A 17,329-nucleotide genomic window follows, 5' to 3' on the forward strand; every position below is an offset into this window, starting at 1 on the left:
CTTTATTTCCCGCCGAGTCGAGCCCGCAGGTCAGGGTTGAGCAGGAGAACAATCTCCCCAACCTTGGCCAGCATGGTAATGGCCGCTGCGACAGTAGCAACGATCAAAGAGAGCATCTTGAAGTGGTTGCTCTGCATGTAGGCACCAACGCGGTTCAGGGTAGAAGAGTTCTCGGGAAATCCCCCGTTTGGAGCCGGGTCGCTGGAAGCGCCGTTCGTATCCCACCGGTCCTTGGTGGGATCAAGCTCGTTCTTGTCTTTCTCTTCCTTCTTTTCAGGAGCCTCAGGAGCCTCCTTGTTGTCCTGAATGTCCTGGCTTTCCTTCACCTCCGCAGTGGTTTCTGCCAAGGCGGCGGGAGTGACAGAGAAAGCGGTGGTGGCCGCGAGCGCGGCGGCGATGAGGGTCTTCTTCACGGGGGCTCCTTCTTGAGATTTCTAACCGCGAAAAGTGTACGTCCTTGCCGGGGTAAAACCAAGAGATAAAGGGGGCTAAGATATGGGTCTATGACTTTCGCACCCGTCCACGCAGCCGATATCCAAGCAGCACAGGCGGATATTTCCCGCATTATTGCCCCGACTCCGCTGCAGTACTGCCCGCGGCTGTCCCAGCAGTATGGCGTGGAGGTGTACCTGAAGCGAGAGGACCTCCAGGACGTGCGGTCGTACAAGATCCGTGGTGCGTACTACAACATCTCCAAGCTTTCCGACGATGAGAAGGCCGCCGGCGTCGTTGCCGCATCAGCCGGGAACCATGCTCAGGGCGTGGCCTACGCATGCCGGTCGATGGGCATTGACGGCAAGATCTTCGTGCCTAAGCGCACTCCGAAGCAGAAGCGAGACCGGATCTTGGTGCACGGTGGGGATTCCGTTGAGCTCGTATTGACAGGCAACAACTTCGATGAAGCAGCTGAAGCCGCACATGAGGATGCACTCGCGCGCGGTGCAACCATGGTGGAACCATTTAACGCCCGTAATACCGTGATCGGCCAAGGCACTGTGGCAGCGGAAGTTGTGTCACAGCTGTCGGCGCTGGGTAAATCCCTGGATAACATTTTGGTGCCGGTCGGTGGCGGCGGGCTGATCGCTGGTATCGCCTCGTACCTGGCTGATATGTCGCCCCGCACTGCCATCGTGGGGCTGGAACCAGCAGGAGCGGCGTCGATGGCAGCGGCGATGAAGGCGGGGGAGCCGGTCACGTTGAAGGACGTGGATCCTTTCGTTGATGGTGCTGCTGTGAAGCGTGTCGGTGACATCAACTACGAGATTGTGGAGCAAAACCAGGGCCGGATTCATCTCACCGATGTGGATGAAGGTGCGGTGTGTACGAACATGCTGGACCTGTACCAGAACGAAGGCATCATTGCGGAGCCGGCCGGCGCGCTGTCAGTAGCAGGGCTCGCAGAGGTGAACCTCGCGCCGGGTAGCACCGTGGTGTGCGTGATCTCCGGTGGCAATAACGACGTGCTGCGGTATGCCGAGATCATGGAGCGTTCCCTTGTCCACCGCGGTCTGAAGCACTACTTCCTGGTCAACTTCGCGCAGGAACCGGGCCAGCTGCGCCGTTTCCTCAACGACGTGTTGGGCCCGGACGATGATATTGCGCTCTTCGAATATCTGAAGAAGAACAACCGTGAAACGGGTGCTGCTCTGGTTGGCTTGGAGCTGGCACGGGCAACGGACCTAGAGCCACTGTTGCAACGCATGGAAGACGCATCCTTCGACTGTGAGCGTCTCATGCCGGGTACACCGGAGTATGACTACATCGTCATCGGCTAATCACCGCGAAACCCCACGGATCTAGAACGGTTGACGTTTCCGTAACTGTCGGCTGCGTGAAGGAGTAGACCAGTTCGCCGCCAACGGGCACGGTGACGGGTTCACTGGAGAAGTTTGCGGCGAGCACGACATCGTCGTACCCCATGGTGAGCCATTCTTCACCGCGCTCAACGTGCAGTTCCCGGAGATCATCACGCGCGAGGTTGAAGTCTTTGCGGAGTGACAACAGCTTCTTGTAGGCAGAGAGCATCTGTGTGGAAGCGTCCCCAAAAACCCAATTGAGCTTCGCCGAATCGAAAGTGGCGGGGTCAGCTGGGTCGGGCACAGTGTCCACGTCCCAGCCGTAGCGCGCGAATTCGTGGGCGCGGCCCTCGCTGGTCAGGCGCAGCAGATGGTCATCAGTATGGGACACGAAGAAGGGGAACGGGGTCTGCGCGAAGGTCTCTTCGCCCATGAAGATCATGGGGGTGAAAGGGGAGAAGAAGATCACCGCTGCTTTGAGAGCATGCTGAGCGGGCGTCAGATTCTGCGAAGGGCGATCGCCTTGCGCGCGGTTACCCACCTGGTCATGGGTGGTGGTGTAGGTAATCAGTTTCCACGGAGCGATGCGGGATAAATCCAGTTCTTTGCCGTGGGTTCGTTCGCGGAAAGATGAGTACGTGCGCCGGAAGCGGTAGCCGTGGCGCAGGGTGTCAGCCAAGATGTCCAGGCTGCCGAAATCTTCGTAGTAGGCGTTGTTCTCACCGGTGATGAGGGTGTGGAGGGCATGGTGGACGTCGTCAAGCCACTGCGCGTCAAGGCCGTATCCACCGTGCTCATAGGCACTGATGATGCGCGGATCATTCAGGTCAGACTCAGCGATGATGATGGCGTTCGTCTCATCCGCGATCCGGTTGATGTCTTCCATGATGGAAAACGCAGCGCGGTCATCATAAGAATGCACCGCATCAAGGCGCAGACCATCCACGTGGAATTCTTCGAACCACTGGCGTACAGCATCGAGGACGTAGGCGCGAACCTCATCCGAATTCGCCCCGGAAAGATTCACCACATCGCCCCAACCAGTCGAGCCCATGGTCGTGTACGGGCCGAAAAGACCGTTGTAGTTACCGTCGGGGCCAAAGTGGTTGTACACCACGTCGAGATAGACGGCGATGTTGTGGGCATGCGCGGCGTCGATAAGCTTCTTCAGCTCGTACGGCCCACCGTAACCCTCGTGGACAGCGAACCAGTCCACGCCGTCATAGCCCCAGTTTCGCTCTCCGCCGAAAGGTTGCACGGGCATGAGCTCGATGGCGGTCACGCCAAGATCAGTGAGGTAAGGAAGCTTTTCGACGACCCCCGCAAACGTCCCCTCCGGCGTAAAAGTACCCACGTGGAGCTCATAGATCACCTGGCCTTGGAGTTTCTTGGGGGACCAGGCCTGATCAGTCCACGGGAAATCTGTGTCGAAGACTTCCGATAACCCATGAACACCATCCGGCTGGCTGCGTGTGCGTGGATCGGGGAAGGGGCCTGTCCAGTTGTTCCCATCGTGAAGGAGGTAGCCGTAGCGCTGGCCGGGTTGCTTGGTGGTGTTGGAGACCCACCAACCCCTTTTCTCGGCTCGCTGCATCGGATAGTGCGCACCGTCTAGGACGAGCTGGACGTCATGCGCATGCGGTGCCCATACTTCAAAGCGTTCGGTGGAACTCATGGACTCCACACTAAGTAAAATGCGGGCACGATGTTTGTTTCTTTTGAGTTGCCCGCACGTGACCTGATCACGCACGAGATCACGATCAAGCGATCGCGCTTCATCACCTGGATCACCCGCGCGGAATCTGAAGAGGAAGCGCGGGAGGTCATCGCGGAAGCAAAAGCCACCTACCCGGATGCGAGGCACCACTGTTCCGCATTCATCCTGCACGGGCAGAACCCTGTTGAGCGCTCCAGTGATGACGGTGAACCATCCGGTACCGCTGGCAAACCCATGCTGGATGTGCTGCGCGGCTCCGGAATGCGGGACATCGTGGCAGTGGTGATCCGCTACTTCGGCGGTATCAAACTCGGGGCTGGCGGGCTGGTTCATGCCTATTCCGGGGCGGTGTCTGAGACCCTGGAACACGTCACGCGGGTGGAAAAACGTTTGAGGCAACTCGTATCAGTCGACCTGCCACATGCGGAGGCCGGACGGATTGAAGCCGACCTGCGTACCAATGGCATCGATGTCGTGGATGTTCAGTACGGTGCAATGGCCACGTACACGCTTGGTATTGAGCCCGGAGGTTTAGACGCCCTCAACGAACTACTCGCCGCACTGACCCAAGGCACGGCCGAAGCGTCAGAGACCGGAGAGACATGGGTGGAACGCTAAACTAAACGGCATGACTTTGCAGCCACGCCCACACAATCCAATTGAAGCGCGCAAGCAAGCCGTGCGAAAGTACTCACGCAATGGCGTGATCAGTGTTGGTGGAGGTGTCGTCGGCGGTGTCGCACTTGGCCTGATCTCCTCCTCCTTCTGGTTCTGGTTCAGCCTTGGTCTCGTCGTTGCAGTTGTCGGTGGCGTGTACAACTACGTCAAGGTCCAGCAGATTATTAACCACCGGGACGTGTACTAAGTGGAACCTGTCCGGATCGATGTGTGGATCTGGGCTGTACGCATGTACAAAACCCGGTCTGATGCCGCCAACGCGGTCCGCGCCGGGCATGTGAAACTCAACGGTAATGCGGTGAAACCGTCAGCCAAGGTGGTGCCAGGAGACCGCGTCAAAGCATGGAAGGACTACCGCGACCTTGAGTACGAGGTGGTAGAAACCGTGCGCAAGCGCGTCGGTGCTCCCGTTGCGAGGACCTGCTACGTGGACCATTCACCGCCCCCACCGCCGAAGGAATACTTCTACTCCATGCCCAAGCGTGATCGCGGTGCAGGCCGGCCCACGAAGAAAGAGCGGCGTGAGATTGACCGGCTGCTGGGCAGGGACCGCTAGGGTTCAACCACCAAAAGCGCTGTGGGGAAGGTCCCCAGCAGGTCACTGACTTGAACGGTGCCTGTAAAGCTTGTTTTCGTCAGCCGGTTGGTCCAAGTTCCTGCTGGCAGGGTGATCGTCGTTTCGCCCCAACCGCCACGGTCTTCCAGCCCGAGCGGAGAGCGGGTAGCTAGGGCAATAACACCTTCGTCGCGCGCGAGGCCCACCAGGTGGTGGGAGGTTTTACCTTCAGCAAAGACCGCGCGATAGTTGTTACCACTGAATACTTCTGGTCGTTCGCGGCGGAGGCGCAAGCCTTCGTATACCACCGCCTGTTTCATCCGGTCCGCAGAATCGGTGATGCCTTCTTCCAAGTACTGGTTGAGGGTTTGCGCACGGTGAACATAATCAACAAACCGGCGATTATCTGGATCAACGAGTGAGAAGTCAATGAACTCTTGGCCCTGGTATGTATCCGGAATGCCGGGGCCAATGAGCTGCAGCAGTTTTCTGCCCAGCGAAATCTGTACGGCGCCACGGTGGATCTCGTCGACGAATTCCTGGATCATGCTTGCAGCCGGGCCGTCCACCACGGCGTCGACCCAGTTAGAGATGGCGGTTTCAAACGCTGGGTCATTGTCGAACCAGGTGGTGTGAACACCAGCTTCACGCACCGCTTTTTGTGCGTACGCATGCAGGCGCTGTCGGACATCGTCGGTCATGCCATCGGCGGGCCACACACCAAGAATGTTCTGCATGAGGAAATGCGCGGTCGCCTGGTCCGGGGCGGGTACGAGCGCGCTGACGTGGTGGACCAGCTCGGCAAAGGCTTTCGGGCGTTCCGTGATCTCAATGATGCGTGCGCGAGTATCCTCGCTGCGTTTTGTGTCATGGGTAGTCAGCGTGGTCATCGCTCGTGGCCAAAGCATTGCCCTTTCTTGCTGCAGCAGGTGGAATTCCGCAGCGGAGACCCCAAAGCGGCCCGGTGCCCCACCGACTTCCTGCAAAGCGATGAGCCGGCATGCCCGGTAGAACAACGTATCTTCCACACCTTTAGCCATAACAGCGCCACACACTTGGGCGAAGCGGGTCTTGGCCTCATCGTTGGCAATGAGGGCAGCGGAGATGAGGTTGAGTGCATCACAGCGGGAGGGGAAGCGGCGAGCCATATCAGCGATGATCGTGGAAGTCGTCCGGGACAGGGAGATGTAGTCGGCGCGGTACACCGGCATCGCGGCGATGAGGTCAATGAGGGTGGCTTCTAGTTCCTCCGTCCCATCTGTGGAGATAGCGCGAGTGAGGCGACGGATTTCTGCGGCGAGTTCTGACTGTGCAACTTCGCGCTTCAACTGGTGCTCGGCGGCTTCAATGGCTGCTTCATCCCATGTAGAGCCGGACTGCTCGAGGGAAAGCATGCTCAGAGAATCCTCGGCTTCACGAGCAATGAAGACACCATCGAGTTCACGCAGCGCGTCATAGCCAGTGGTGCCGTCGACAGCGAGGCGGGGATCCAATGGCTCGGTCACGCCGAGGATCTTTTCCGCAATGAGGTAGCGGTCCGGCCCGATGAGTGTGCGGAGTTGGTTCAGGTAGGCAAAAGGATCAGCGAGGCCGTCTGGGTGATCGACGCGGACGCCGTCGATCACATCATCGCGGATAAGCTGGCGCAGCACTTTGTGGGTGTGCTCAAACACCACGGGGTTTTCTTGGCGGATGCCGGCGAGCCCGTTGACAGAGAAGAAACGACGGTAGGAGATGACGCCGTCACGCCAGTAATGAAGGCGATAGTGCTGCTTCTCGTACACCTCCCGCGGATCATCCTCCAAGCTGGTGAAAGAGCCGGGGGTGAGAGGAAAATGATGGTCGTAATAGGCGAGAACCGGTTCATCCTCCAACATGGTGAGGGTGAGTTTGTCCTCATCGCCGGGGTTGCCCAGAATGGGTAAACCAAGTTTGCCACCGGCGCCATTATCCTCGTGCCAGTCAATGTCAAAGTAGGGCTCAAACTGCGAGGACTTTCCGTTTTTAAGAACGTCCCACCACCAGGCATTGAGCTCCGGGGTTTCCACGCCCACATGGTTCGGGACGATATCCACGATGAGCCCCAACCCAGCGGAATGTGCAGTGGCGGCCAATTCTTTGAGGCCGCTCATCCCCCCGAGCTCCTCATTGATCGTCGTTGGATCTGTCACATCGTAGTTGTGGTTCGAATCCCGATACGAGGTGAAGATCGGGGAGAGGTACAGGTGAGATACTCCCAGATCAGCCAGGTAGGGGACGACAGCGGCAGCGTCGGTAAAACCGAATCCGCGCCCTGCTGGATCAGCGTGGGGTCCACGGAGTTGAAGGCGGTAGGTGGAAGTGATGGGCCGGTCCATGCCTTCACACGATAGTGCGTTTAATTGGGAAGCCGAGGGAGTACGTGAGCACCGTGGCGTACGGGAAGGTCGTTGTCGCATGTTCCGCGGTGCAGTCCAGAACGAAAAGTTCACAGTGGTCGCGGGTGAGATACGTGATCGAGTGTGCCGGTTCGAGCACCTTTAAAAAGTGGCGGTGCAGCATCTGAAAAGTTTTTGGGTGAGCCAACCAGGATGTGGCAGGGGCACCCTTCACCTCAAGGCCACGGGGCGATTTGGGGCCAAGGCTGAAACTAGAATTACGTACATCAAAATGCACCGTGTACGGATCTCGTTGCGTGGCCAATAACCTCAGCGCCGCTGAATCCCACGCCTGACGCATGGTCAGCCCACGGTGGCCAAGCCTCATGTGGTCTAAAGCGTTGCCGGAGGAGTCTAAGAGCACCGCAGCATGGTCGCGGGAGAGGTTAATGGTCACCGGCCCATCCCACTCATTGCTGATCACAGTGGGAGTGCGGGCGATGAGACGTACAGAGAGATCCGTCGCGGGGCTCAGAAGAGTGCGAGAGCGCTCAACGCTCTCAATGTCGTAAGAATCAGAAGCAGGAGCAGGAACAGCAGTAGAAGTAGTCATACTTCCTTAGACTGCTGCTAACCCCTATTCGGTTCCCTAACTTTCCAAATCAAGTACAGAAAAGAGCTTTTCCGCAGGCCAGATCTCAATATCCTGGCCTTTCTCCATGAGTTCGCGAGCGCGTTTCTCCTTGGATGTCATGGTTGCCCACGCGCCAGCGACCAAAATGGTGGTCTTCTTGGTCACGTTCTTGCCCACCTGGCCACCTTGGGCAGCAATGCCATTCCACAGTTCACCCTTGTCGTAGGGCTCAAACTCACCAGTGAGTGTGACGTTTTGGCCATACAGCGGTGCGTTCGGGTCAGCGTTTGTTGCTGGCTCCGGGATGGTGTCTGGGGTAGCCACGGCCTGCCACGGAGCTGGTTTTCGCTTCTTTTGTTGACCACGGAATTCCTTCAACACTGGAGTCACGTGGTCAGCACCGATGGACCCAAGATGGAACCCAGACTCAGTGACGTAATCATTGACCGGGCCTGAGTACTTCGCGCGACGCGCAAGCCCAACCATAATCCCTGCACACGCAGCTGCGTCCGCCACCGCATCATGGTGTTTATCCAGGGCAACGCCAAAGAACTCAGCAAGTGTGGGCAGGCGATGGTTAGGCACATCAAGCTCAACAGCACGCGCATGCGCCAGAGAGCAGGCAAAGTTGAGAGGGGGGATTTCAACACCGGATGCGAGCGCCGCATAGCGCAAGGCAGAAGCATCAAAATAAGCGTTGTGTGCAACGACGGTGTGATCGCCGATGTACTCAAAGACACGAGGGAGGATTTCGCTTATCGACGGCTCATCTGCCACATCCTCCGCCGTGATGCCGTGGCAGGCGACATTGGCTTCGTCGAAAAGCGCAAGCTGCTCCGGCGGGCGGCACAGCCAGCCTTGTTGGTCGGTGATGATTCCGTCGGTGACGGTGACAACGCCGATCTGACAGACCGAACCCCAGTTTTGGTTTGCGGTTTCTACGTCGAGTGCGACGAAGCTGAAGCCAGCGATCGCGTCGAGATTGATCGTTTCACCACGCTGTGCAGCATCGATGACAGCGCGTAGCTGTTCGGGGCCTTCCGTATCGCCGGGCGCGAAGCGGATGGACGTGGTGCCGATGGTGACAATGGATTCATCCCACTGGTCCCCCACATGAACGTCCACTCCTTCGATGTCGGCTAGCGGAATGATGGTCGGTTCAGAGGAACCAAGCAGGGCTGCTTCAAGCGGTGCAGGATGAATTTCTAGCGCGGTACCTGTTACCGCAAGGCTTGCGCCGTGCGCAGTAATCATGATGCGTCCTCCTCGAACAACGGTGGCTCAATTTGACGCAGAACAATCGTGGAACGCGCGGGAACATTCTTCGTTCCCAACGCCTCAATCTCCTCTGTTTCCGCCGGATAACCCAATGGTTCAGTGGTGTCAATGAGTACTTCCCACTTGGCGCCGAGATTCTTCGGCGGCAACGTGAACTCAATGTCCTCGTGGAAGGCGTTGAACATGAGCAAGAACGAATCATCAGTGACACGCTGGCCACGCTGATCGGGCTCGACGATCTGGTTACCGTTGAGGTACACCTGCAGGGCCTTGCCAAAAGCGAAGTCCCAATCCCCCTGCGTCATCAACTTGCCTGTAGGCACGAGCCATGCGATGTCGCGGTCCTGCACGTCGGTGCCCAGCGGGCCACCGGCAAGGAAACGACGGCGGCGGAAAACCGGGTGGTTCTTCCGAATCGTGATGAGACGACGGGTGAAGTCATGCAGATTCTCCGCCGCATCAAGGTGCTCCCAATTCATCCAGGCAATTTCATTGTCCTGACAGTAGACGTTGTTGTTTCCACCCTGAGTACGTGCCAACTCATCACCGTGGGAGATCATCGGAGTGCCCTGAGAAAGCAGCAGGGTGGTGAGGAAGTTGCGGCGCTGACGGGCACGTAATGCCAAGACCTCCGGGTCATCCGTGGGGCCTTCCACGCCACAGTTCCATGAACGGTTGTGGTTTTCCCCGTCCCGGCTGTCCTCATGGTTTTCCTCGTTGTGCTTCTGGTTGTAACTCACCAGGTCATTGAGGGTGAAACCATCATGGGCGGTGATGAAGTTAATGGATGCGGTGGGGCGACGACCATTGTGGTTGTACAGGTCTGAAGAACCTGTCAGGCGTGAAGCAAACTCGCCCAGCGTTGACGGCTCACCACGCCAAAAATCACGCACGGTGTCACGGTACTTTCCGTTCCATTCGCTCCACAGCGGCGGGAAGTTACCCACCTGGTATCCGCCTTCACCCACATCCCAAGGCTCAGCAATGAGCTTGACCTGGGAGACAACGGGATCCTGCTGGACCAGGTCAAAGAACGTGGCCAACCGGTCCACATCCGAGAACTCGCGAGCCAGGGTGGACGCGAGGTCGAAGCGGAAACCGTCGACGCGCATCTCTGTGACCCAGTAGCGCAGGGAATCCATGATGAGCTGCAGGGAGTGCGGGTCGCGGACATTCAGGGAGTTACCGGTTCCGGTGTAGTCCATGTAGTGGAGCTTGTTGTCGTCTACCAGCCGGTAGTACGCCTCATTGTCAATGCCGCGGAAGGCAATGGTGGGGCCCAAGTGGTTGCCTTCAGCAGTGTGGTTGTACACCACATCAAGAATGACCTCCATTCCCGCCTCGTGGTAGGCGCGCACCATGCCCTTGAATTCTGCTACCGCGTCACCTGGGTTTTTGCCCGCTGCATAGTCCTGGTGTGGGGCAAAGAAACCGAAGGTGTTGTATCCCCAGTAATTACGCAGGCCCAGATCGCGCAAGCGGTCATCCTGGAGGAACTGATGCACTGGCATTAGTTCAACGGATGTGATGCCCAGATCCTTCAAGTAGGCAATGACGCTCGGGTGCGCCAAACCGGCATAGGTGCCACGCAGATTCTCCGGCACATCCGGGTGAAGCTGTGTCATGCCCTTCACATGCGTCTCATAAATGACCATGTCATTGTCAGGGATGCGTGGCGCACGGTCATCTCCCCAATCAAAGAACGGGTTGACCACGACGGACAGCATGGTGTGGCCGAGCGAGTCCTCCTCATTCCGGCCGGACCCTGGTGGCTCCGCGGAAATGTCGTAAGAGAACAGGGATGAGTGCCCATCGAACTCACCATCAAAGGCGCGGGCGTACGGGTCAACCAACAACTTGGATGGGTCACACCGTTTGCCATTGTGCGGATCCCACGGGCCGTGGACACGGTAACCATAGCGTTGACCTGGCAAAACACCAGGCAAATAGGCGTGCCAGACGTGATTGTCCACCTCCTCGAGGGCAATCCTTTCCTCGTTTCCGTCCGGATCAATCAGGCAGAGCTCGACCTTGTCCGCCACGTTGGAAAAGATGGCAAAGTTGGTGCCCGCACCGTCATAAGTGGATCCCAGGGGATAGGCCGATCCAGGCCATACCTGGCTGTGCTCAGGAGGGGTTGTCATGAGAGTCGATGTTAACCGAATCTGTTTCGTGCTTAAGACCCAGGAGGAGGAGATCCACCGCAGTGTCCACCGACCCACCGCGTGGCGTGCCCGGACTGTGGGTGGCATCCTGCAGCTGAGCGCCTGACTGATAAATGTTGGCTGCCCCCAAAGTGAGGAAGAGGAGAGCCTCGGCCGCCGCATCCGCGCGCGGATCAGAGTGGGGGAGAGTATCCCGCAGATCACTGACCAACGAAGCGAAAAGTGGGGAATGTGGTTGAGATACTGCGGCGGTAACAACGTCCGCGCCATCCCGGTGGGCGAGAAGAGCAGCACGGATCTGCGCGCACATTTCCCGCGGGTCAGAGTTCTTCTGCACTGGGGCGAGAATCAGTTCCGCCATCGCGCTGACCAGGGCTTGTTTGTTCTCTACGTGCCAGTACAGCGCTCCAGGTGCCACTCCCAGTTGCCCGGCGACGCGCCGCATAGACACGTCGGCGAGGCCATATTCATCCAGGATCCCCACCGCCGCTTCGGCTATGAGATCCCGCGACAGTTGCATACCAGCTGACCATACACGCACTTGGTGGTCAGGTTTTCACAGCTTTCTCTCGGCAAGTTCATCGGAGATGTATTGATTTACCTGTTGAAAGGGTTGCTAAGATCTGCTGTGCACTGAAAGCTACACAAAGCAACAATCTCGCGCTTCCGCTAGCGAGTTGTGAGGAGAAACTTTTCATGACGATGACCATCACCCCGAAGAAGACCGTCGCAGCTGCCTGCCTCGTTGCCCCGTTGGCATTGACCGCTTGCGGCTCCGGGGATGAAGCTTCGAACGTTGTATCTGAGGTGGCCACCGTGACCAACATTGTCACCGCTGAGCCGGAAGCCGGGGAAGAGAAGACGGAAGAAGAGAAGAAGCCGGAGGAAGAGGAAAACCCGGAGGCGACTGGTGTGACCAATCCCTTCGAAAACGGCACGCTTCCGACCGCCGAGGTCCAGCCGGTGGACGGTGGCCAGCCGGCTAGCCAGGAGGACATCAACGCGATGACGGAGACCATGAACCGGATCTATAACCCGTCAGACATCGTCTCTTGGTCCCGCGTGATCATGAATAATTCCTGCCAGGCTGTGGTGGATCAGACCAACCAGCAGCTTGCTGCGCAAGGCACCAGCCTGGAGCAGACTGAGAATGAGATGCGTCAGGCTGTCGATGCGGCACGTCTGGCTGGCCAGCCGGTCCCGCCGGTGCCAGCCACGAACGCTTCTCTGACGGATGTGCGCGTCAACGGCAACACCGCTTCCGCCATGGTGACGGTGACCACCAACGGCCAGACTGAATCTGGTGTTCAGCGTTTCGCACGTGAAAACGGCCAGTGGAAGGTCTGCAACTAGGACGTTGGGCCGCCGGCACCATCTTCATTTCGGGTGCGCTCGGGGCAGTAGCAGGCGCAGTGTGGGGGATATTGCGTCCCTCTTATGTGCTCGTTGATGAAGGTGGGCATCCGGCGGTCGACGTTGTGGCAAGCCCTGACAATGTGGAGTTCGCTTCCTTTGCAGGGTTTGTTGTTCTGACTGGCATGTTAGGCATGATCATTGGTGCGTTGCCGGGAGCGAAAACCGCATGGCGGCTGCTCTTCGCCACTGTGGTGAGCCTGTTTGGCGCTTGGGCTTTTCTTGTCGTCGGAACAGTGACGGCAGCAGACGGAGTGCCACTTTTGCAACCGGGTGTTGGCTGGTGTGTTGCGCCGTTGTGCGCGGCGTTGAGCTATTGGATAGGCATGGTCGCCAGTATGGAGCGAAACCCGATCTAATAGGATGGTTGGCATGCTCAAAGTGACCGACCTCAGGGGCCAAACACCAACCACATCCGCGTTGCGGCGAGTATTGCCACGTGGTGGCATGGATGTCGCATCTGTTATTCATATCGTGTCGCCGATTATTGATGCGGTGAAGGAATCAGGGGGTAGCGCTGCCCTTGATTACGGGGAGAAGTTCGACGGGGTGCGTCCGGACGCCGTGCGCGTTCCATCGGATGTGATTGAGGCATCCGTAGACCAGCTTGATCCGAAGGTGAAGGCTGGCCTAGAAGAGGCAATCCGTCGGATCCGTGCTGTGCACGCGGACCAGAAGCCAACGGGCCAGACCACGCAATTGGCGCCAGGTGCTTCGGTCACGGAGGTCTTTTTGCCGATCTCTCGTGTTGGCCTGTATGTGCCGGGTGGCAAGGCGGTGTACCCGTCTTCTGTGTTGATGAATGCGATTCCGGCGCAGGAAGCTGGTGTTGATTCGCTCGTGGTGTGCTCACCCCCACAAGCAGAGCATGGTGGGTGGCCGCACCCTTCGATTTTGGCGGCGTGCGCGATGCTCGGCGTGGATGAGGTGTGGGCTGTTGGTGGTGCACAAGCAGTTGCGCTGATGGCCTACGGCGATGATGAGGCGCAGCTGGAGCCCGTGGACAAGATCACCGGTCCTGGCAACATCTTCGTCGCGGCCGCAAAGCGTGTGGTGAATGGCGTTGTGGGCATTGATGCAGAAGCCGGCCCCTCAGAAATCGCGGTGCTCGCCGATGATTCTGCAGATCCAGAGTTTGTGGCGCTTGACCTGATTTCCCAGGCGGAGCACGATGAGAACGCGGCTTCGGTGCTGATCACGGATTCGGAAGAATTCGCCCGTGCTGTGGATGCGGAAATTAAGGGGCGTGCAGCGGAGACGTTGAACGCGGAGCGTGCGGGGACGGCACTTGGTGGCGCCCAATCCGGCATTGTCCTGGTGGATGATCTGGAGGCTGGTATTGCTGTTGCGGATGCGTATGCCGCGGAGCACCTAGAGATCCACACACGCAATGCGGCTGAGGTCGCGCGCCGGATCACGCATGCGGGCGCGATCTTTGTTGGCCCGTATTCGCCAGTGCCGTTGGGTGACTACATCGCAGGATCGAATCACGTGCTGCCCACATCGGGGACGGCACGGTTTAATCCGGGTCTGACCACGCACACCTTCCTGCGCCCGGTGAACTTGATTGAGTATGACGAGGCGGCGTTGAAGGAGGTGGGCCAGCACATCATTGCCTTGTCAGAAGATGAGCAGTTGCCGGCCCACGGTGAGGCGATCAAGGCACGGACGGAGGAGAAGTAATGGCTGAGTTGTCTTATCTGCCACTGCGCGAAGAGCTGCGTGGAAAGTCGGCGTATGGTGCGCCTCAGCTTCAGGTGCCGTACGCGCTGAACACGAATGAGAACCCGTATCCGCCATCGCAGAAGCTTATCGACGATTTGGTGGCCGAAGTCGCCCGCGTCGCCGGTAGCCTGAACCGCTACCCGGAACGTGATTCGGTGGAGCTGCGTGAGGATCTGGCGGCTTATGTGAGCCGCCAGACCGGTGTTCAGGTGACAGCGGATAATCTCTGGGCCGCGAATGGCTCCAACGAGGTGTTGCAGCAGTTGCTGCAGGCTTTCGGTGGGCCGGGGCGGTCCGCGATGGGTTTTGTACCGTCCTATTCCATGCACCCGATTTTGAGCGCGGGTACGCAGACTGAGTTCATCGGTGTGGAACGTGGTGCAGATTTCCGTATCGATATTGATCGCGCCTTGGAAGCCATCAATGAGAAGAAGCCGGATGTCGTGTTTGTGACAACCCCGAATAATCCGACGGGTGATGTCACCTCGCTGGAAGACATTGAGCGCATCATTGAAGTCGCACCGGGCATTGTCATCGTGGATGAGGCCTACGCAGAATTTTCGCCGAGCCCGTCAGCAGTGACGTTGCTGGAGAAGTACCCAACCAAGCTGGTTGTGTCGCGCACGATGTCCAAGGCTTTTGATTTCGCCGGTGGGCGGCTTGGGTACTTCGTGGCCGATCCGGCGTTCATTGAGGCAGTGATGTTGGTGCGGTTGCCGTACCACCTCTCGGTGATTTCGCAGGCAGCAGCGCGCGTGGCATTGAGGCATGCGGAGGAGACGCTGGCGAACGTCGAAAAGCTTGCGTGTGAACGCGAACGAGTCCAAGCAGCCCTGATTGAGTACGGCTATGAGGTTGTGCCGAGTGAGTCGAACTTCCTCTTCTTTGGACACTTTGATGATGCGGCAGCCGCATGGCAGAAATTCCTTGATCGTGGGGTGCTTATCCGCGATGTGGGCGTCCAGGGTTACTTGCGTGTGACAATTGGGTTGGATGAAGAAAACGACGCCTTCTTGGCGGCGGCGAAGGAGATTAAGAACAATGGCTGATCGCATTGGTAAAGCGCAGCGCACGACGAGCGAATCTGATATTTCCGTAGAGATCAACCTCGACGGCACCGGCAAAGTGGATGTGGATACAGGCCTGCCATTCTTTGACCACATGCTCACCGCATTTGGTACGCACGGCAGCTTTGACCTCACCGTGAAGGCAAAGGGCGATATCGAGCTCGATGCTCACCACACAGTCGAGGACACGGCGATCACGTTGGGCTGGGCGCTTATCGACGCGGTGGGGGATAAGAAGGGCATCCGCCGCTTCGGTTCCATGGCACTGCCGATGGATGAGACCTTGGTCAACGCCATCGTGGATATTTCGAACCGCCCGTACTTTGTCATGAATGGCGAGCCACAAAACATGGAATGGCAGATCATCGGTGGCCACTACGCCACGGTGATCAACCGCCACTTCTTTGAAACCTTGGCGTACAACGCGCGCATTACTCTCCACATCAACGTCGAGTACGGCCGCGACCCGCACCACATCACTGAGGCCGAATACAAGTCTGTGGCGCGTGCGCTGCGTGCTGCGTATGAAATGGATCCGCGCGTCACCGGGGTGCCATCCACGAAGGGCGCGCTCTAATGGGTGTCGCTGGCAGCATCTCCGTGTGGATGCTGTTCATCGCTGCGGGTTTGCTCGCGGGCGGAACCTGGTCCTTTTACCAGCAGGGCATGAAGGGGCCCTCGATTGTCATGGGCATTCTTGCGGCTCTCGCCTTAGCTGGTGCATTGATTGTGCTCTTTGGGGCGATGCCGTAGATGACTGATGCGAATGTGAAATCAGTGTGGTCAGCGCCGGGATATATTCCGGCGCTTATCGCTGTCGCCGCTGCCTTTGGCTCATGGGCCATGCTGCTGCCGGTCATTCCGGTGGCTGTACTGGATTCTTCTGGATCTCCTGCATTAGCTGGCGGTTCCACCGGTGTGTTCATGGTTGCCACCGTGATCACGCAGTTGTTCATGCCGCGGGTTCTGCGTCGCTTCACGTACCGTTCCGTGATCGTGGTGTCAGCAGTGTTGCTGGGTGTACCAGCGCTCCTACTGTCCGTATCCATGTCACCGGTGATGGTCTTTGCTGTCTCCATCATCCGTGGCATGGGTTTCGGTGCGATGACGGTGTCTGAGGCAGCCATCATCCCGGAGCTTGTCCCACGAAAGCTGCTGGGCAAAGCCACCGGTATCTTCGGCGCATCAGGTGGACTGGCGCAGATGCTCACACTGCCCGTGGGCCTGGCAGTTGCGGAACGCTTTGGATACCTCCAAGTGTGGATTCTGGCCCTGCTGGTTGCAGCGTTGGGAGCGGCTGCCTGTTTCAGGATTCCGGCGCTCAAGGGTGCACCAGCTGAGCCCAAGATACGTGGTGCGGCGCCGGGATGGATCGTCCTGGTGCTACCCGCGTTGGCCCTAGTGCTTATGTCGGGCGCGTACAGCTTGATCTCTAACTTCCTGCCCGCTGCAATCCGTGAATCTGGGGTTGCGGAGACCGCTGCTCTGGGTGGCATCGTGCTGGCAGTGGTCAACCTCGCAGTGATGTTTGCGCGTCTTGCTTCTGGCGCGATCGCAGACCGGCGTGGAGCGCCCGGTGCGCTGATGATCCCCGCGCACCTGTTTGGTGCAGCCGGTATGGCTGGTTTTGCGTGGTGCCTGTATGCCGATAGTGCACCCGCATGGATCGTGGCAGCTGCATTTGTATACGGCATTGGTTTCGGCCTGGTGCAAAACGAGTCCTTGCTCTCCCTGTACTACCGTTGCCCGCCATCGCAGATGAGCCTGGCATCCACGGTGTGGAATATCTCCTTCGACGGCGGGCAAGCAGCCGGCTCCTTTCTCTTCGGCTTCCTCATCGTGGGTATTGGCGCGCCCTGGTCCTTTGTGGTCGGGGCGGTGATCTTGCTGCTCGGCTTGATTGGGGCAGTGACGGACTACGCGCGCAGCCCCAACTAACATCA

18 protein-coding genes are annotated in these 17,329 nt (G+C 58.4%); 11 read left to right on the top strand and 7 right to left on the bottom strand.

The features are described 5' to 3' along the window. Positions 1-2 precede the first annotated feature (2 nt). On the bottom strand, positions 3-413 hold the full coding sequence (locus QP968_RS01355; protein ID WP_284854551.1) for a hypothetical protein: 411 nt from the start codon (positions 411-413) through the stop codon (positions 3-5). Positions 414-503: 90 nt separating this feature from the next. Here QP968_RS01355 and ilvA point away from each other — a divergent pair, with 90 nt between their 5' ends. Beyond that, complete coding sequence (ilvA, locus tag QP968_RS01360; protein ID WP_284854553.1) at positions 504-1,775, top strand: threonine ammonia-lyase IlvA; 1,272 nt, start codon at positions 504-506, stop codon at positions 1,773-1,775. On the opposite strand, the gene treZ is transcribed toward ilvA, so the two are convergent. Continuing rightward, positions 1,765-3,471, bottom strand: a complete 1,707-nt coding sequence (gene treZ / locus QP968_RS01365) for a malto-oligosyltrehalose trehalohydrolase (protein WP_284854555.1) — start codon at positions 3,469-3,471, stop codon at positions 1,765-1,767. The genes ilvA and treZ overlap by 11 nt on opposite strands. A 30-nt stretch (positions 3,472-3,501) precedes the next feature. On the opposite strand from treZ, the gene QP968_RS01370 reads away from it, so the two are divergent. Genes QP968_RS01370 through QP968_RS01380 form a run of 3 tightly spaced genes read left to right on the top strand, consistent with a single transcriptional unit; the run spans position 3,502 to position 4,747 of the window. Beyond that, the gene (locus QP968_RS01370) at positions 3,502-4,131 is read left to right on the top strand and encodes a YigZ family protein (protein ID WP_284854557.1); all 630 of its coding nucleotides are present in this window, start codon (positions 3,502-3,504) and stop codon (positions 4,129-4,131) included. Positions 4,132-4,141: 10 nt separating this feature from the next. Next, positions 4,142-4,378 carry a hypothetical protein gene (locus tag QP968_RS01375; RefSeq protein WP_284854559.1) on the top strand — a complete coding sequence of 79 codons (237 nt, stop codon included), beginning with the start codon at positions 4,142-4,144 and terminating at the stop codon, positions 4,376-4,378. Further along, the gene (locus tag QP968_RS01380) at positions 4,379-4,747 is read left to right on the top strand and encodes an RNA-binding S4 domain-containing protein (RefSeq protein WP_284854561.1); all 369 of its coding nucleotides are present in this window, start codon (positions 4,379-4,381) and stop codon (positions 4,745-4,747) included. On the opposite strand, the gene treY is transcribed toward QP968_RS01380, so the two are convergent. Genes treY through QP968_RS01405 form a run of 5 tightly spaced genes read right to left on the bottom strand, consistent with a single transcriptional unit; the run spans position 4,744 to position 11,701 of the window. Then, positions 4,744-7,104 carry a malto-oligosyltrehalose synthase gene (gene treY / locus QP968_RS01385; RefSeq protein ID WP_284854562.1) on the bottom strand — a complete coding sequence of 787 codons (2,361 nt, stop codon included), beginning with the start codon at positions 7,102-7,104 and terminating at the stop codon, positions 4,744-4,746. The two genes, QP968_RS01380 and treY, sit on opposite strands and share 4 nt — an antisense overlap. 4 nt (positions 7,105-7,108) lie before the next feature. Beyond that, on the bottom strand, positions 7,109-7,717 hold the full coding sequence (locus QP968_RS01390) for a hypothetical protein (RefSeq protein ID WP_284854564.1): 609 nt from the start codon (positions 7,715-7,717) through the stop codon (positions 7,109-7,111). 36 nt (positions 7,718-7,753) lie between these two features. Then, on the bottom strand, positions 7,754-8,992 hold the full coding sequence (locus QP968_RS01395) for an exonuclease domain-containing protein (protein WP_284854566.1): 1,239 nt from the start codon (positions 8,990-8,992) through the stop codon (positions 7,754-7,756). Further along, positions 8,989-11,160, bottom strand: coding sequence for a glycogen debranching protein GlgX (gene glgX, locus QP968_RS01400; protein ID WP_284854568.1), 2,172 nt, complete (start codon positions 11,158-11,160; stop codon positions 8,989-8,991). The genes QP968_RS01395 and glgX overlap by 4 nt, the downstream gene beginning before the upstream one ends. Continuing rightward, a complete protein-coding gene (locus tag QP968_RS01405) occupies positions 11,144-11,701 on the bottom strand; it encodes a TetR family transcriptional regulator (RefSeq protein ID WP_284854570.1) in 558 nt (185 codons plus the stop codon). Before QP968_RS01405 ends, glgX begins: the two co-directional genes overlap by 17 nt. 176 nt (positions 11,702-11,877) lie before the next feature. Between QP968_RS01405 and QP968_RS01410 the strand changes: the two genes are divergently transcribed. Genes QP968_RS01410 through QP968_RS01440 form a run of 7 tightly spaced genes read left to right on the top strand, consistent with a single transcriptional unit; the run spans position 11,878 to position 17,324 of the window. Continuing rightward, on the top strand, positions 11,878-12,534 hold the full coding sequence (locus QP968_RS01410) for a hypothetical protein (protein ID WP_284854571.1): 657 nt from the start codon (positions 11,878-11,880) through the stop codon (positions 12,532-12,534). Then, positions 12,516-12,953, top strand: a complete 438-nt coding sequence (locus tag QP968_RS01415) for a hypothetical protein (RefSeq protein WP_284854572.1) — start codon at positions 12,516-12,518, stop codon at positions 12,951-12,953. Before QP968_RS01410 ends, QP968_RS01415 begins: the two co-directional genes overlap by 19 nt. Before the next feature lie 13 nt (positions 12,954-12,966). Next, positions 12,967-14,277 (top strand): histidinol dehydrogenase, encoded by a 1,311-nt coding sequence (gene hisD, locus QP968_RS01420; protein ID WP_284854573.1) that lies wholly within the window; start codon positions 12,967-12,969, stop codon positions 14,275-14,277. Beyond that, positions 14,277-15,368, top strand: a complete 1,092-nt coding sequence (locus QP968_RS01425) for a histidinol-phosphate transaminase (RefSeq protein ID WP_284854575.1) — start codon at positions 14,277-14,279, stop codon at positions 15,366-15,368. The genes hisD and QP968_RS01425 overlap by 1 nt, the downstream gene beginning before the upstream one ends. Then, positions 15,361-15,963 carry an imidazoleglycerol-phosphate dehydratase HisB gene (gene hisB / locus QP968_RS01430; RefSeq protein ID WP_284854577.1) on the top strand — a complete coding sequence of 201 codons (603 nt, stop codon included), beginning with the start codon at positions 15,361-15,363 and terminating at the stop codon, positions 15,961-15,963. The genes QP968_RS01425 and hisB overlap by 8 nt, the downstream gene beginning before the upstream one ends. Continuing rightward, positions 15,963-16,139 (top strand): CG2302 family histidine operon protein, encoded by a 177-nt coding sequence (locus QP968_RS01435; protein WP_284854579.1) that lies wholly within the window; start codon positions 15,963-15,965, stop codon positions 16,137-16,139. The genes hisB and QP968_RS01435 overlap by 1 nt, the downstream gene beginning before the upstream one ends. Then, a complete protein-coding gene (locus tag QP968_RS01440) occupies positions 16,140-17,324 on the top strand; it encodes an MFS transporter (protein ID WP_284854582.1) in 1,185 nt (394 codons plus the stop codon). It abuts the gene before it with no gap. Positions 17,325-17,329: the final 5 nt, after the last annotated feature.

It is taken from the genome of Corynebacterium sp. MSK041 (assembly GCF_030232265.1).
Lineage (GTDB): Bacteria > Actinomycetota > Actinomycetes > Mycobacteriales > Mycobacteriaceae > Corynebacterium.

Bases quoted from the DNA above. Each gene is read 5' to 3' on its own strand.
- ilvA (WP_284854553.1), top strand. From the start codon at position 504: ATGACTTTCGCACCCGTCCACGCAGCCGATATCCAAGCAGCACAGGCG.
- treZ (WP_284854555.1), bottom strand. From the start codon at position 3,471: ATGAGTTCCACCGAACGCTTTGAAGTATGGGCACCGCATGCGCATGAC.
- QP968_RS01370 (WP_284854557.1), top strand. From the start codon at position 3,502: ATGTTTGTTTCTTTTGAGTTGCCCGCACGTGACCTGATCACGCACGAG.
- QP968_RS01375 (WP_284854559.1), top strand. From the start codon at position 4,142: ATGACTTTGCAGCCACGCCCACACAATCCAATTGAAGCGCGCAAGCAA.
- treY (WP_284854562.1), bottom strand. From the start codon at position 7,104: ATGGACCGGCCCATCACTTCCACCTACCGCCTTCAACTCCGTGGACCC.
- QP968_RS01390 (WP_284854564.1), bottom strand. From the start codon at position 7,717: ATGACTACTTCTACTGCTGTTCCTGCTCCTGCTTCTGATTCTTACGAC.
- QP968_RS01395 (WP_284854566.1), bottom strand. From the start codon at position 8,992: ATGATTACTGCGCACGGCGCAAGCCTTGCGGTAACAGGTACCGCGCTA.
- glgX (WP_284854568.1), bottom strand. From the start codon at position 11,160: ATGACAACCCCTCCTGAGCACAGCCAGGTATGGCCTGGATCGGCCTAT.
- QP968_RS01405 (WP_284854570.1), bottom strand. From the start codon at position 11,701: ATGCAACTGTCGCGGGATCTCATAGCCGAAGCGGCGGTGGGGATCCTG.
- QP968_RS01410 (WP_284854571.1), top strand. From the start codon at position 11,878: ATGACGATGACCATCACCCCGAAGAAGACCGTCGCAGCTGCCTGCCTC.
- hisD (WP_284854573.1), top strand. From the start codon at position 12,967: ATGCTCAAAGTGACCGACCTCAGGGGCCAAACACCAACCACATCCGCG.
- QP968_RS01425 (WP_284854575.1), top strand. From the start codon at position 14,277: ATGGCTGAGTTGTCTTATCTGCCACTGCGCGAAGAGCTGCGTGGAAAG.
- hisB (WP_284854577.1), top strand. From the start codon at position 15,361: ATGGCTGATCGCATTGGTAAAGCGCAGCGCACGACGAGCGAATCTGAT.
- QP968_RS01435 (WP_284854579.1), top strand. From the start codon at position 15,963: ATGGGTGTCGCTGGCAGCATCTCCGTGTGGATGCTGTTCATCGCTGCG.
- QP968_RS01440 (WP_284854582.1), top strand. From the start codon at position 16,140: ATGACTGATGCGAATGTGAAATCAGTGTGGTCAGCGCCGGGATATATT.